Genomic DNA, 13505 nt, shown 5'->3' on the forward strand with positions numbered 1-13505 from the left:
GGGTACGGCCCGGACGGCCCCGTCCAGGAACGCGACCTGGTCGCCGCGGCGGCCCGGGCCGGGGTCTCCCATCTGGTCAAGCTGTCCACCAGCGGCGTCACCTTCGACGCCACCGATCCCATCAGCACCGGCCATCGGCTCGGCGAACAGGTCGTCATGGACTCCGGCCTGCCGTGGACGATGCTGCGCCCCGGCACCTTCATGGCCTACCTGCACGGCTACGCCCCCACCATCGCCGCCGAGCACACCATGTACGTCACCGAAGGCGACCCCGTCTCCGCGATGATCCATCCACGGGACATCGCCGCCGTCGCCGCGCACGTCCTGACCACGCCCGGCCACGACGGCCGGGCCCACACCCTCACCGGCGGCCAGGCCCTCCCACCCCGTGACCAGGCCGACGTCATCGGGCAGATCCTGGACCGGCCGATCAAGCTCGTCGAACGCAGTGCAGCCGAGACCCGGGCGGAGTTCGACCGCCTCGGCTGGTCGGGGCCCCGTCTGGAGGCGCTGCTGGAGCTCAAGCGCCAATCGGCGGCCTGGGACCGGAAGGTCTTCGACACCGTCGAAAGGCTCACCGGCCGGGCTCCGCTGACCCTCCACGACTGGGTTCGCGAGAACGTCCACGTCTTCCGGTGACGGAACCGCCCCGGCGCATGCCGTGGCATGCCTCACACGCCCTTCAGCACCCGATCGAGCGCCGCCCGGCCCGCAGGTCCCCAGTGCGGCTTGCCGCCGGGCAGGCCGCGATCTCCGTTCTGCCCCATGAGCAGCAGGAAGAGACTCTTCATGGCGGCCAGCCCGCGGGCGCGCCGGATCGCCGCCTCGTCCGCGTGTCCGTACGCGTCGAAGAAGGGTGCGGCCGCGCCCGCGGGGAGCAGCACCCATGCGGCGGCCAGGTCCCACGCCGGATCGCCGGCGAACAAGGAACCGAAGTCGACAATGCCCGCGAGCGTTCCGTCCGAGACGACGACGTTCGCGGGATGCAGGTCGCCGTGCACCCACACCGGCGGGCCCGCCCACTCGGGGGCGGCGACCGCATCGGCCCACACGTCACGGACGGCGCCGACATCGCCGACGGCGCCGGGGTCGACGGCCTGCAAGAAGTGTTCGAAGCCGCTCGTGCACCTCTTGGGGTGAGCGCCGAGGTCCGCACTGGCGGGGGCCTCGGCGGGCGCCTCCACATGAAGCGCCCGCAGGAAGCCCGCCAGCGTGTCGGCCGCGTGGGCGGCCCTGCTGATCGAGCCGTGGTCCAGCGGCTCACCGGCGACCCACGTCATCACGGTCCAGTGCTTGGGGAAGCGCCCGGACGGTTCGCCGAACCGCACAGGGGTCGGCACCGGCAGCGGCAGGCGCGGGGCCAGCACGGGTAGCCACCGCCGCTCCTTGAGCTGGAGCTCCGGGGTGGGGTCCATGCGCTGCATGCGCACGGCCAACTCGTCCCCGAGGCGCCACATCTGGTTGCCCCAACCCCCCGCCACCTCCCGGACGGCCAGCCCGGCGAGGTCTGGATGTTGCTCCCGCAGCAAGTCACGGACCAGGTCAGCGGTGATCTCGATCTCGGTGTCGGTCATGCGAAGCCACAGTACCGAGACGGCAGGCGTCGGACGTCAATCGATCGGCAGGGCGTGCCGTTCAGCGACCTGGCGGATCTCCTCCAGCGGGTATGGCGTCCTCCTGCTCTGGCTCTGCAGCTCGTGGTAGAAGTCGTTCAGTACGGTGGCCAGCGGGCTGTGTCGCGACAGCAGAGCCGCGACCCCACCGGGCACGCCGGCCGGCTGCTCCCCCGCCGCCCATGTCCGCACCAGTTCGCGACGCTGCGGCCAGTCGGCGTCGTGGAAGGCGCCGGCCAGCCAGTTCACCAGGTACGTCAGTGTGTAGGTGCGGTCGAACGTGCGGTGCCGGCGGCAGAAGGCCCGTTCCTCCTCCGACAGGTCGAACCGGGTCGACACGGCCTGCCCGAAGTCGGTCAGGTAGAGGCGGCGCCCGTCGGTGAGGATGTTCGCGAAATGCGCGTCGAAATGCAGGAGACCGCGCGCGTTCATGAAGGACACGGCCTCATGCAGCCGCTGGTCCGCCAGGGCGCAGGCGCGGTCGGCGTCGCCCGCGCGTACTCGCTCGTCCAGCCACTCGTGCAGGTTGTACGGGAAGTGCTCCAGGAAGAGCGTCAGGGTCGCTGGAGCCTCTGCGAGTGCCTCCAGGCGGCGGCGCATGCCTGGCGCGTCCTCCCAGAACGTGACCGCCCGATCGATGTCGGCCAGTTCCGCGTACAGCGGGGCGGGCCGGGTGTTGGGCAGCACCCGCCAGTGATACAGCAGCGGGAAGCCGGGGAACCGGCCGGTCAGCACCCACTCGGTGGTCATCGTGTGCGCGGCCAGTTCACGCCAGGCGCCGAAGCCGGGCGAGCCGATGCCGTACTGGCAGAAGGGCGGCAACCCGAACAGGTCGGCCGTCGAGTGCGGGTGGCGCAGTTCGGGCTCGGTGAGGGGCACGCGTTTGACGAAGACCGAGCTGCCGCCGACCTCCAGCCGCGCGGAGGCCCCGCCGATGCCGGTGCCGAGGGGCACGGCCTCGCGCTCCAGCAGCTCGGCCAGCTGCTGGTCGTCGTAGCGGGCGATGGCCGTGGAAACGTCACAGTGGGCGGTCAGCCGCGCGTCCGTCATCATGATCACATTACCGGCCGACGACGTCGGTCCTTGCCCGGCGGCCTCCGTGCCGAGCCGCTCGAACACGATGGCTGGCGGCCGGCCGTCAGTCGATGCGCTGGCAGATCGTCACCGGCAGCCGCGCCGACCAGGTGCGGGTGGCCTCGTCGTAGGCCTGCGCGTAGCCGTTCTTGCTGCCGGAGCAGGGGGCGGCGATGGTCGTCTCCACGTAGACGGCCCCGCCGGGGGTGACGGGGTGGGTGCGGGCGATCACCCACCTGGAGAACTTCGTGACGCCGTTGTTGAACTTGACGGTCACGAAGACGCGGTGGTCGACGGTGAAATTGCCGCCGGCGACCTTGAGGTGGTTGTTGAAGGTGTAGGTGAACAGGAAGGAACGCGCCTGCGCGAGATCCCGGGCGTGGCTGGTGTTGTCGAGGTCGGAAGGCGAGGCCGGCGACGCGTTCGCGGCGCTGCTCATGGCCGGGACGGTCAGGGCGATGGTCGCGGCGGTGGCGGTGAGGCCGAACAGGGCGCGCAAGCTGCGGTTCATCGGAACCTCCTGTTGTATGGGGACTTGAGCACCATTGAGCGGCCGACCGCCTGCAACGCGCTTTCAAGCCCCCGGACATCCGCCGACCGGCGCGGGCTGACCCCGCTGTTCTGGCAGCACGTCCAGCCTCACGGCGAGGTGCGGCTGGACGTGGCCCAAGCGCCTGCCGCTGAGCGGCGTCGCGAACCGCAGCAGCTCAGGTGCCGAGGCGGATGGCGATGCCGTCGAGAAGGCAGCCGAGATATCGGTGCAGGGCTTGTCGTCCGGCTGGGACGAAAGGCCCTCGATCGACCACCTTCCGCAGTTCGGGCTCCGTGACCCAGGCATGCCAAGCGATCTCGGACGGGTCCGGAGCCAACGGCTCGGCGACCAGGGCCTCGTGCACCCCGAACCAGACAGGGCTGATCCCGGCCCGGCACAGGAACCGGAACAGAAAACGGACCGGAACGCCGACGCTCAGTTCCTCGACCAGTTCCCGGGCCGCCGCGTCCTCATACGATTCGCCCACGCCCACGGCGCCGCCGACCAGCACGTCATAGTGGCCGGGAAAGCGAACATGCTCCTTGGCCCGGCGCAGCACGAGGATCCGCCCCGTCGGATCGCGGCAGATCGTCGTCGCGATCCGATGCATCCACCGCCGGCGCACCGCCTCTGCGCGCTCCACGACCTCCAGCACGCGGTCCTGTTCATCCACCCGCTCGACCAGCTCACCCACGCGGCACACGGTCGCAGACGCCACTGACAATCCTTACCGGGGTGGAGCGGCCCCCCTGCCGCCGGAGAAGGTCGACGGCCGGGACGAGCCGTCAGCGGACGCTCGCTGACTGCTTGGCCTCCTGACTGTTCGCCCGGACGCCGCTCGGCGTCCGGGCCGCGGCCAGCCACAGGCCGGTGAAGACGGCGCAGGCCAGCGTCACGGCACCCGCCACGAGGAAGGCGCTGTTGAGGCCGGACTCGAACGAGGCTCCGCCAACCTCCCGCGTGTGCACGATCGCCCCGAGCACCGCCACGCCGAGCACCGCGCCGATCTGCCGGGTGGTGCTGGCGACGCCCGAGGCGAGGCCGCCCTCCTGCGGGCTGACCGCCTGGATGGCGGCCCCGGTCAGCGGTGACATGGTGAGAGCGAACCCGATGCCGACGACCGCCAGCCGCCACCACACGTTCCCGTAGCCGGTATCGGCGTGGACGAACCCCAGCGCCAGCAGCCCCAGCCCGGCCAGCGCCAGGCCGATGCCGGCGACGACGCGGAAGCCGTACCTGGCCGCGAGCCGGCCCGCGTACGGGCTGACGATCACCATGGCCAGCGAGACGGGCAGGGTCTGCAGCCCGGCGACCAGGATCGAAGTGCCCTGGACGTACACGAAGAACTGGGAGAAGAAGAACGACGACCCCATCAGCGCGAATCCGACCACGACCATCGCCGTGTTCGACACCGTGAACAGCCGCTGACGGAACAGCCGCAGCGGCAGCATCGGCGTCGCCACCCGACCCTCGACCACGACGAACGCGGCCAGGAGCGCCAGCCCGGCGGCGAAGCTGCCCAGGATCATCGGCGAGGTCCAGCCTCGGGAGCCGCCCTCGATCAGGCCGTAGGTCACAGCGCCCACGCCCGCGGCGGACAGGACCGTGCCGGGGACGTCGATCGGCGGCGCGCTCGGGTTGCGGGACTCCCCCAGCGCGCGCAGCCCGGCCAGCAGCAGGACCGCCCCGATGGGCACGTTGACCAGGAAGATGGCGGGCCAGCCGAAGGACTCCACCAGGATCCCACCCGCCAGCGGTCCGGCGGCCAGGCCGAGGCCGCTGAACCCGGCCCACAACCCGATCGCCCTGACGCGCTCCTTCGGGGCGGGATACGCGGCGGTGAGCAGCGCCAGTGAGGCGGGGCTCAGCGCCGCGGCCCCGACGCCCTGCAGTACCCGTCCGGCGATCAGCCAGCCGATCGAGGGCGCGAGCGCGCACACCACCGAGGCGGCCGTGAACACCACCACCCCGGCCAGGAACACCCGCCGGCGGCCGAACCGGTCGGCGAAGACGCCGCCCGACAGCAGCAGCATGGCCACCAGCAGCACGTAGGCATCGACGATCCACTGCAGACCGGTCAGCCCGATGTGCAGCCGCTGCTGCATGTCAGGGAGGGCGGCGCCGACGATCGTGTTGTCGAGCAGCACCATGAACTGACCTGCGCAGGTCAGGGTGAGCAACGCTCTCATGTACATCTCTCCTAAAAGCAGTTAGTGACTGCGTTAACGTAAACCCTCTCAAGCTCTAACGCAAGTCCCAACTGCGTTAAGGTGGGACGCATGGATGAGCAGGGGCGGGCCAAGCGGCCCGGCGGGCGCAGCGCCCGGGTCCGCGCGGCAGTGCATCAAGCCGTGACCGAGCTGGTCAGGGAGCGCGGCTACGGACATTTCACGATCGGCGACATCGCGGCCCGCGCGGGCGTGGCCGACACCAGCCTCTACCGCCGGTGGGGCAACCTCCAGGCCCTGCTCAGCGATGTGCTGCTGACCCGGCTCAACGCGCAGTCGCCGATGCCCGACACCGGCAGCCTGGCCGGCGACCTGCGCACCCACGCCGCCAACGTGGCCCGCGAGGTCACCGGTCCCGACGGCCTGGCGCTGGTGCGGCTGACCCTCGCGCTGTCCGGCGAGGGCCAGCAGGGCCTGCAGGCGCGCGACGAGCTTCTGGCCGACCGCACCAGCCAGCTGCAGGCCGTGCTCGATCGCGCCCGCGCCCGCGGCGAGAACCCGCCCGACGTGCTGGAGGTGCTGGACCATCTCCTGGCGCCGATCTACATGCGCGTCCTGTTCAACGCGGGGCCGCTCACCCCTGACTACCTCGACGGGCTGGTCGACCGGTTGCTCGCCTGATCCGGTCCGTCGCGCTGCGGAACCGGCGAGCGAAGGAGCCATGCGTGAACCCCGGGCCGGCCCCCGACAACCCACCCGCACGAGCACTGCCGGCGACCGAGCCCCTGCCCGGGTGACGCCGCCGCCGGAATGCATGAAGACTCTTCATGCATTCCGCATCATCCACAAATCCCGCCCGCTACCTGCGCAACCGCCCGGCTCCTAGCGTTGACGGCATGAGAGCAATGGTTGCGGAACGCCTCGGCGAACCCGATGTCCTGACCCCCGCCGACCTTCCCGACCCGACGCCGGGCCCCGGCCAGATCCTCCTTGACGTCGAGGCCGCCGGTCTCAACTTCGCCGACGCCGAACGCCTGCGCGGCACCTACCTGCCGCCGCAACTGCCGTTCATCCCGGGCGGCGAGGTCGTCGGCCGGGCCGCGGACGGTCGCCGCATGCTTGCCTTCGCCAGTAGCGCGTTCGCCACCAAGGCGCTGGTGCAGGATCCGGTCGAGATCCCCGAGGACTTTTCCGCGGGCGCCGCGCTCGCCCTCCTGGTCCAGGGATTGACCGCCTGGCACCTGCTGCGTACGGCCGCGCGGGTCCGCCCCGGCGAAACCGTCGTCGTCAACGCCGCAGCCGGAGGCGTCGGCCACCTGGCGATCCAGCTGGCCAAGGAGTTCGGCGCCGGACGGGTCGTCGGCACCGCCTCCACCCCCGGCAAGCGCGCCCTGGTCCGCCGGCTCGGCGCCGACGCCGCGATCCCCGGCGACGCCGACGGCTACGCCGAGCGCGTCCGCGAGGCCAACGACGGCGCCCTGGCCGACGTGATCCTCGACGCCGTCGGCGGCCCCGTCTTCGAGGCAGCCCCCTGTGCGCTGGCCCCCTTCGGCCGCCTGATCGCCTACGGCACCTCCGGCGGGATCGACGCCGCCCCCATCGACCCCGGCATCCTGAGCGAGCGCAACATCACCGTCGGCGGCTACTGGCTGGGCGCCCACCTGCGCCTCCCCGGCAGCCGTGCCGCCGAGCCACTGCACGACCTGCTCGCCCTGGCCGCCTCGGGACGCGTCCACCCCACGGTGGGCGCCGAATACCCGCTCGACCAGGCAGCCGCCGCCCTCACCGCCCTGACCACCCGCCGCACCACCGGCAAGGTCATCCTCCGCATGACGTGAAGCCCCTCCGCGGCGGCGTCCCTTCTGGGCATTCCTGGACGCTCAGTTGCGGACGGCTCGTTGCAGGACGGCCTGGATGTGCTCAGGGTCGGCGGGCACGTTGTCGAGGAGGATCGCGGTGCACAGGCCGTCGGACGCCGCGACGAGGGCGGCGATGGCCGCGGGGTCGTCGGTCAGCGTGGTGGCGAGTTCGGCGATGTTCTGCCGCCAGCGTCGGGCCACGGGGCGCAGGGCGGGGCGGCGGGCGGCCAGGGTCGCCAGCTCGCGTTCGGCCAGGGCGCGTTCACGTCCGGAGCCGGCGGACTCGGCGATGAGGTGGGCCAGGCCGCTGAGCTTGTCGCCGGGGGTGTCGATGATGTCGCGGATGCGGGCGGTGTAGGCGTCGGCGACACTCGTGAGGGCGGCGACGAGCAGGTCGTCGAGGGTGGCGAAGTAGTAGGTGCTCAGGGACGTCGTGGTGCCGGCCTGCTTGGCGACCGTGCGATGGGTGACGCCGGCCGCGCCGTCGCGGGTCACCACGGCGAGGGTGGCCTCGATGATCTCCGCGCGTCGTTTCTCGCCACGTGCGCGGCGTCCGTCGACGTGCTCGCCGTCGTCGGCGGTGTCGTCCTTGCTGCTCCTCGGCACGAGCCTCAGGATAGTCGGACCATCGTTCAAACGTCGGTGTCGCGAGGCCGCTCCGCCCCGAGCGGGGGCGCGTGGCGCAGCATCGCCAGGCACAGCGCCGTGGCGGCGGCGATGGCGACCCCCGCGACCAGGGAGGCGACGTTGAGCCCGGTGGTGAAGGCGTGCCGGGCCGCCTCGACGGTCCCGGGCGGAAGGCTGCCGGTGATCGCCACGGTCGCGTTCAGGCTGTCGGTGAGGGGGGCGGAGGTCTCCGGCGTCAGACCTTCGGGCACCGTCACCTGGGTGCGGTAGACGGCGGTGGTGAGGCTGCCGAGCACGGCGACGCCGATGGCGATGCCGAGTTCCTGGACCGTCTCGGAGATCGACGCCGCCGACCCGGACCGCGCGGTCGGCACCGCGCCCACCACCATGTCGGTGCCCAGGGCGGCGAGGGCGCCCAGCCCAAGGTAGACGAACGTGAAGCCGGCCGCCACGGGGACCGCGTCGTCGAGCCCCGCGGTGGCGAGCAGCGCGTAGCCGGCGAGGGACGCCCCCAGGGCGGCGCCCATGACCGAGCCGGGACGGAAGCGCCGGGCGACCAGCGGAGCACCGATGGCGGCGGCGAACATGGCCAGCGCCGGCGGTCCCATCCAGAGCCCCGCGTCGAAGGGGGTGAGCCCTTCGACGAGCTGGAGGTACTGCGTGACCAGGTACATCGCCCCCCCGACCCCGGCCAGGCCGATGAGCAGCACGCCCAGGGCCACGACGAAGGCCCGGTTGCCGAACAGCGTCACGTCCAGCAGCGGGTCGGGCAGGCGGCGTTGGCGGCGTACGAACACGATCGCGGCCAGAACGCCCGCTCCGGCGCAGGCGAGGGCCGGGCCGCCGGGCCCCTCGGAGGCGATGTGCTTGACGGCGTAGATGACCGGCAGGATCGCGGCCAGGGACAGGCCCACGCTGACCAGGTCGAGCCGGCCGCCGGACGGGGCCGCGTACTCGGGAAGCAGGGCGCGCGCCCCGGCCAGGACGACGAACGCGACGGGCACCGCCGCCAGGAACGGCGCTCCCCACCAGAAGGAGTCCACCAGGGCGCCGCCCACGATCGGCCCGGCGGCCATGCCGAGCGCGAACATCGTGGCCCAGACCCCGATCGCGACCGCGCGCTGACGCGCGTCGGGGAACATGTTCGAGATCAGCGACAGCGTGGAGGGCATGAGCGTCGCCCCGGCCACCCCCAGCAGGGCTCGCGCGAGGATCAGCAGCTCGGCCGTGGGGGCGAACGCGGCGAGCACCGAGACCGCCGCGAAGGCGATCATCCCGGCCCGCAGCAACCGGCGCCGTCCGATCCGGTCGCCCAGCGTGCCCATGGTGACGAGGAACCCGGCGACGAGGAACCCGTAGGCGTCCATGATCCACAGCAGTTGGGTGGCTGACGGTGACAGGTCGGCCGCCATGCTCGGCGCCACCAGGTACAGGACGGTCACGTCCAGCCCCAGCAGCACCGTCGGCATGGCCAGCAGGCCCAGGCCCGCCCACTGGCGCGCCCCCGCCCGCGTGAACTGTCGCTGCGTCATAAGGTCCCCCTCGCCCTCCATCATGTTGAACGTTAGTACAACTTGTACGTACGTTCAACATGATGGCCGGGTCACGACGGGATCAGGCCGAGCTGTTTCAGTTGTGCCAGGACGTCGACGATCCCCCACGTCTCGACGATGCGGCCGTCCGCGAAACGGACGATCATGATCTCTCTGTAGGTGATGGATCTGCCGGTGGGCGGGACGCCCATGTACTCGCCCCGGTGAGTCCCGGTGACCGTGTTGCGGAGGACGACCTTGTCGCCCTCAGCGATCACGTCCTCGACCTCGATGTGCAGGTCGGGGAACGCGTGCAGGAGCATCGCGCCCACCTGCTTGAGGGCTTCCGCCCCCGTTGCGGCGATCGGCAACGGAGTGCGGATCAGCACGTCCGGGTGCACGACCTCGTCGACCGCCTTGCCGAAGGCCTCGACGTCGCCGCTGCTCTGGGCGTCGTGCAGACGGGCGAACGCCGCCTTGTTGCGTGCCATCTGATCCATTGACATGTCGCTCCTGTTCGGGTCAGCGGGAAACGGTTCGCGGGAGTCGCCTGGCCGCGGTCGCCCGGCCGGCGTCGCGGGCCGCGGTCAGGGCCTGGGCGTGGAGGCCGGCGGCGAGGTCGCGCAGGTGTTCCATGCCTGGGCTGGTGGCGGCGAGGGTGAGCTCGCGCTCGACGATGGTCAGATCGGCCTGCCACAGGTCGGCGAGGACGCGCCTGAGGTACGGGGTGGAGTGGTCCCAGCCCTCGCGCGGCGTGCCGGGGGCGTAACCGCCGCCGCGCACGGTGGCCAGGACGGTCGGCTTGCCCTTGAGCACCGGGCTGCCCAGGGGCGCCCCGGCGATGACCAGATCGACCCAGGCTTTGAAGTGCTGGGAGACGCCGAAGTTGTACAGCGGCACGGCGAGGAGGACCGTCTCGGCCGCCGCCAGTTCCGCGACGAGCGAGACGGCGAACGCCAGCGCCTCGCGCTGCGCGGGCGAGCGGTCGGGCTCGGGCGTCAACGCGCCGAGGTGGGCCTGGGCCCAGGCGTCGGCCGGCAGTGGATCGGTGCCCAGGTGCCGGCGCACCACCGGCTCGTCCGGGTGGGCGGCGGTCCATTCGGCTTCCACGATGTCGGCGAGTTCGGCGCTGGCCGAGGTGCCGGGACGGATGCTGGCGTCAAGCCGGAACAGACTCAAAGTGGCTCCCCTGAGGTGGGGCCGCGACGACGCGGCGTGGTCGAACGAGGGCCGGACGTGCTGACCTGTAGGCGGCGGCGGGGCTTGGTGCGCCCTCCCGTGGCGGCCAGGACGTCCGCGTGCAGTTCGACAACACAGCCCCCGGAAACGTCAGGTGACGGCATCGGCCTCACATTCCGGCACGCTGTCTTGTCGAGCAGGAAGAAGGCAGACACGACCGAGGGAGCCGTCACGATGACCAGCCAGAACAGGCCGGATGCCGTTGGTTCAGGAGGAGGGTGGCTCGATCCGGGCCTGGACGTGGTCATCAGTGAGCGGCGTCACCTGATCAACCTCGCCTACCGGCTGCTGGGCTCGCTGGCCGAGGCCGAGGACGCCGTGCAGGAGACCTACACCCGCTGGTACGCCATGTCCCGGCGGCAGCAGGAGGCCATCGAGTCGCCCGGCGCCTGGCTGACGACGGTCGCCAGCCGCATCTGCCTGAACCTGCTCGGCTCGGCACGGGTCCGGCGGGAGACCTATGTGGGCGAATGGCTCCCCGAGCCGCTGCCCGAACCCGCGGACGGCGGTACGGTCTCCGATCCGGCCGACCGGGTCACCCTGGACGAATCGGTCAACCTGGCCTTCCTGGTCGTCCTCGAATCGATGACCCCGGCCGAACGCGTCTCGTTCGTCCTGCACGACGTCTTCCGCTACTCCTTCGCCGAAGTCGCCGAGATCGTCGGCCGCACCCCCGCGGCATGCCGCCAGCTGGCCTCCTCCGCCCGCCGCCGCATCCGCGCCGCCCAGCCCGCCACGGCCCCGGCGACCCGGCAGGCCGGCATCGTCCGGGACTTCAAGCGGGCGTGGGAGGCCAAGGACATCAACGCCCTGATCGGCCTGCTCGACCCCGACGCCGTGGCGATCGGCGACGGCGGCGGCCTCGCCATCACCTTCCTGGACCCCATCGAAGGCGGCGAACAGATCGCGCACGCCTGGATCGAGATCGCCCACCGCCGGCCCGGCAACATGACGTACCTGGAACGCACCGTCAACGGGCGGCCCGGGGTGGTGGCCGAGCAGGACGGCGTCATCGTGACGGTGTTCGCGTTCGAGGTCGCAGGCGACAGGATCAAGCGCATCTGGGTCGTGCGCAACCCCGAGAAACTCCGTCACTGGACGACGGGCTGAGACGGGCCTTCAGCGGATGACGTGGGCGATGGAGGGCGAGATCGCAGGCGGGGCGGTCGCCGTGCGCGCCGATGACGGTGGCGCCGACCTCCGCCATCCGCTCGGCCGCGTAGCCGGGCGCTGACAGACCTGATCGTCGGCGGCATCGACGCCGCAGCGTGGCCGCCACCGTATGAGGCTCGGCGTGCAGGCCCGTCCGGCGACCTCACGTACCGCTTGTCAGGCGCTTCGCTGGTCCGGAGGCGGGAGCGCCGGTTCTGGCCAGCCACGCCGTGGCGGCCAGCAGGGCCACCGTGGTCGCAGCCACCGCTGGAAGGTTCGCCGGATCCCCCACCCAACGCAGCCAGTTGAGGGTGACGGTCATGAGCGGCAACACGATGAACACCGCCCGCCGCCCGACAGGCGAGCGAACCGCCATGACCGCCGCCACCGCGAGCACGAGAAGGAGGAGGTAGTCCCCCTCCGGCGAGGGGGGAAGCCGACTGCTCGCCGCCGCGCCGACGAGCGAGACGGCGGCCCATCCGGCCAGCCGCCGGGCTCCCAACGGAGCAGGACCGGATGAGGGAGCGAACGTCAGCATCACAGCGACCAGGCAGGCGGGCAGGACGAACCGCACCACGCTGCCGAATCCCAACCCCACCAGGAGCACGCCGTCCCACGCCACGTAGACGGGAGAAAGGCCGAGATCGGGCGGACTGGCGACGAGCCCGGCGTACAGTACGGCCCAGCCCCATGCCACGGCGGCCGCGACCCTTCGCGAGTTCCGCCATGCCAGGAAAACGATCAACCCGTACGGCAGGGCGATCATCAGTGGCCTCAAGGTCAGCATCGGACCCGCCACTCCGGACCGAAGCGACATCTCCATGAGAGCGCCGGCTTGACAGACTTCGAGGACGAGCAGCCAGATCGGCGCCAGAAGCGCCGCAACGTTGAAGGCGGCACGCCAGTGCCCGCGGGAGACGGGCCCCACGGCACGCCACAACCGGATGGCGAAGGCTCCTCGCAGCAGGTCGAAGGTCTCGCGGACGGTCGGTCGGTCTCGGCCGGGTGCGGCTGTCGTGAGGAGGACCGCGACCATTTCCTCCTCGTGCAGCGCGCGGTGCTCCTTCGGGTACCACGCCAGTAACCGCCGGTAACGGTCCTCCAGATTCACGATGCACTCCCGAGGAACTCGCGGCCAGGCGTCGCGACCTTGATGTTGTACGCCGAGCGGAGTCTGGCGCGCAGGCGAGAGGAGGCGGTGTCGGCGTTGCGACGCAGGTGCTCCGCTTCGGCTGCCAGCCGGGCCTCGCCCGCGGAGGTGAGACGGTAGTAACGCCGCGCGCGGCCGTCGACGACCTCCTCGCGGTCGGTCTCGACCAGCCCTTCCCCCTGGAGACGGTCGAGCGCGGCGTACAGCGTGCCGGCTTGCAGCCGTACCCGTTCACCTGAGATCTGCACGACGTCCGTGATGATGCCGTAGCCGTGCTGGGGCCCGGCTGCGAGCGCCGTGAGGATCAGGAACGTCGGCTCCTGCATGGGTCTTCGACTCATGTGATCTATATATAAAGATAAGTTGAGCGACTGGCAAATCAGGCCTGGGAGCCGGGTCCCGGCCTCCTCGGACGAACTGTCGTCCGTTCGGCCGATGCGGCAGGCCGAAAGGCCGATGACGGAGGCTGGCGAGCGGGAGACGATCCAGATCATGAAATGGACCCCCCTCGTCACGGGCTTGGCGCTGATCGCGACAGCGGTCCCGGCGGCCCCGGCCG

The 13505-nt window shown here is 71.4% G+C and carries 15 protein-coding genes; 4 read left to right on the top strand and 11 right to left on the bottom strand.

The window, feature by feature from the left end:
• The first annotated feature begins 36 nt into the window (after positions 1 to 36).
• Positions 37 to 639, top strand: a complete 603-nt coding sequence (locus AB0C33_RS14495) for an NAD(P)H-binding protein (RefSeq protein WP_358287580.1) — start codon at positions 37 to 39, stop codon at positions 637 to 639.
• Positions 640 to 671: 32 nt separating this feature from the next.
• Here AB0C33_RS14495 and AB0C33_RS14500 read toward each other — a convergent pair whose 3' ends face one another.
• The 5 genes from AB0C33_RS14500 to AB0C33_RS14520 all read right to left on the bottom strand — a co-directional run bounded on the left by AB0C33_RS14500 (position 672) and on the right by AB0C33_RS14520 (position 5408).
• Positions 672 to 1574, bottom strand: coding sequence for an aminoglycoside phosphotransferase family protein (locus tag AB0C33_RS14500; RefSeq protein WP_358287243.1), 903 nt, complete (start codon positions 1572 to 1574; stop codon positions 672 to 674).
• A gap of 36 nt (positions 1575 to 1610) precedes the next feature.
• Entirely contained in the window at positions 1611 to 2666 is a 1056-nt protein-coding gene (locus AB0C33_RS14505) for a protein kinase family protein (protein WP_358287245.1), read from the bottom strand.
• Between the two features lie 85 nt (positions 2667 to 2751).
• Positions 2752 to 3198: a hypothetical protein gene (locus tag AB0C33_RS14510; protein WP_358287247.1), complete on the bottom strand. Its 447-nt coding sequence runs from the start codon at positions 3196 to 3198 to the stop codon at positions 2752 to 2754.
• A gap of 196 nt (positions 3199 to 3394) precedes the next feature.
• On the bottom strand, positions 3395 to 3913 hold the full coding sequence (locus AB0C33_RS14515) for an NUDIX domain-containing protein (protein WP_358287248.1): 519 nt from the start codon (positions 3911 to 3913) through the stop codon (positions 3395 to 3397).
• A gap of 91 nt (positions 3914 to 4004) precedes the next feature.
• Entirely contained in the window at positions 4005 to 5408 is a 1404-nt protein-coding gene (locus AB0C33_RS14520; RefSeq protein ID WP_358287250.1) for an MFS transporter, read from the bottom strand.
• Positions 5409 to 5498: 90 nt separating this feature from the next.
• Between AB0C33_RS14520 and AB0C33_RS14525 the strand changes: the two genes are divergently transcribed.
• On the top strand, positions 5499 to 6068 hold the full coding sequence (locus tag AB0C33_RS14525) for a TetR/AcrR family transcriptional regulator (protein ID WP_358287252.1): 570 nt from the start codon (positions 5499 to 5501) through the stop codon (positions 6066 to 6068).
• A 215-nt stretch (positions 6069 to 6283) separates the two neighbouring features.
• On the top strand, positions 6284 to 7225 hold the full coding sequence (locus AB0C33_RS14530; protein ID WP_358287254.1) for a zinc-binding dehydrogenase: 942 nt from the start codon (positions 6284 to 6286) through the stop codon (positions 7223 to 7225).
• Positions 7226 to 7267: 42 nt separating this feature from the next.
• Here the strand turns inward: AB0C33_RS14530 and AB0C33_RS14535 are convergent, their stop codons facing one another.
• The 4 genes from AB0C33_RS14535 to AB0C33_RS14550 form a co-directional block, all read right to left on the bottom strand.
• The gene (locus AB0C33_RS14535) at positions 7268 to 7852 is read right to left on the bottom strand and encodes a TetR family transcriptional regulator (protein ID WP_358287255.1); all 585 of its coding nucleotides are present in this window, start codon (positions 7850 to 7852) and stop codon (positions 7268 to 7270) included.
• A gap of 26 nt (positions 7853 to 7878) precedes the next feature.
• On the bottom strand, positions 7879 to 9405 hold the full coding sequence (locus tag AB0C33_RS14540) for an MFS transporter (RefSeq protein WP_358287257.1): 1527 nt from the start codon (positions 9403 to 9405) through the stop codon (positions 7879 to 7881).
• Positions 9406 to 9476: 71 nt separating this feature from the next.
• Positions 9477 to 9905, bottom strand: a complete 429-nt coding sequence (locus tag AB0C33_RS14545) for an ester cyclase (protein ID WP_358287259.1) — start codon at positions 9903 to 9905, stop codon at positions 9477 to 9479.
• A 22-nt stretch (positions 9906 to 9927) separates the two neighbouring features.
• On the bottom strand, positions 9928 to 10584 hold the full coding sequence (locus AB0C33_RS14550) for an NAD(P)H-dependent oxidoreductase (protein WP_358287261.1): 657 nt from the start codon (positions 10582 to 10584) through the stop codon (positions 9928 to 9930).
• A 234-nt stretch (positions 10585 to 10818) separates the two neighbouring features.
• On the opposite strand from AB0C33_RS14550, the gene sigJ reads away from it, so the two are divergent.
• Positions 10819 to 11754, top strand: a complete 936-nt coding sequence (gene sigJ / locus AB0C33_RS14555; RefSeq protein WP_358287263.1) for an RNA polymerase sigma factor SigJ — start codon at positions 10819 to 10821, stop codon at positions 11752 to 11754.
• A gap of 205 nt (positions 11755 to 11959) precedes the next feature.
• Here the strand turns inward: sigJ and AB0C33_RS14560 are convergent, their stop codons facing one another.
• Complete coding sequence (locus AB0C33_RS14560; RefSeq protein WP_358287265.1) at positions 11960 to 12907, bottom strand: hypothetical protein; 948 nt, start codon at positions 12905 to 12907, stop codon at positions 11960 to 11962.
• Positions 12904 to 13440 carry a helix-turn-helix transcriptional regulator gene (locus AB0C33_RS14565; protein ID WP_358287266.1) on the bottom strand — a complete coding sequence of 179 codons (537 nt, stop codon included), beginning with the start codon at positions 13438 to 13440 and terminating at the stop codon, positions 12904 to 12906. The genes AB0C33_RS14560 and AB0C33_RS14565 overlap by 4 nt, the downstream gene beginning before the upstream one ends.
• Positions 13441 to 13505 lie beyond the last annotated feature (65 nt).

This window comes from Nonomuraea sp. NPDC048881 (assembly GCF_040649795.1).
In the GTDB taxonomy this organism is placed as follows: Bacteria; Actinomycetota; Actinomycetes; order Streptosporangiales; family Streptosporangiaceae; genus Nonomuraea.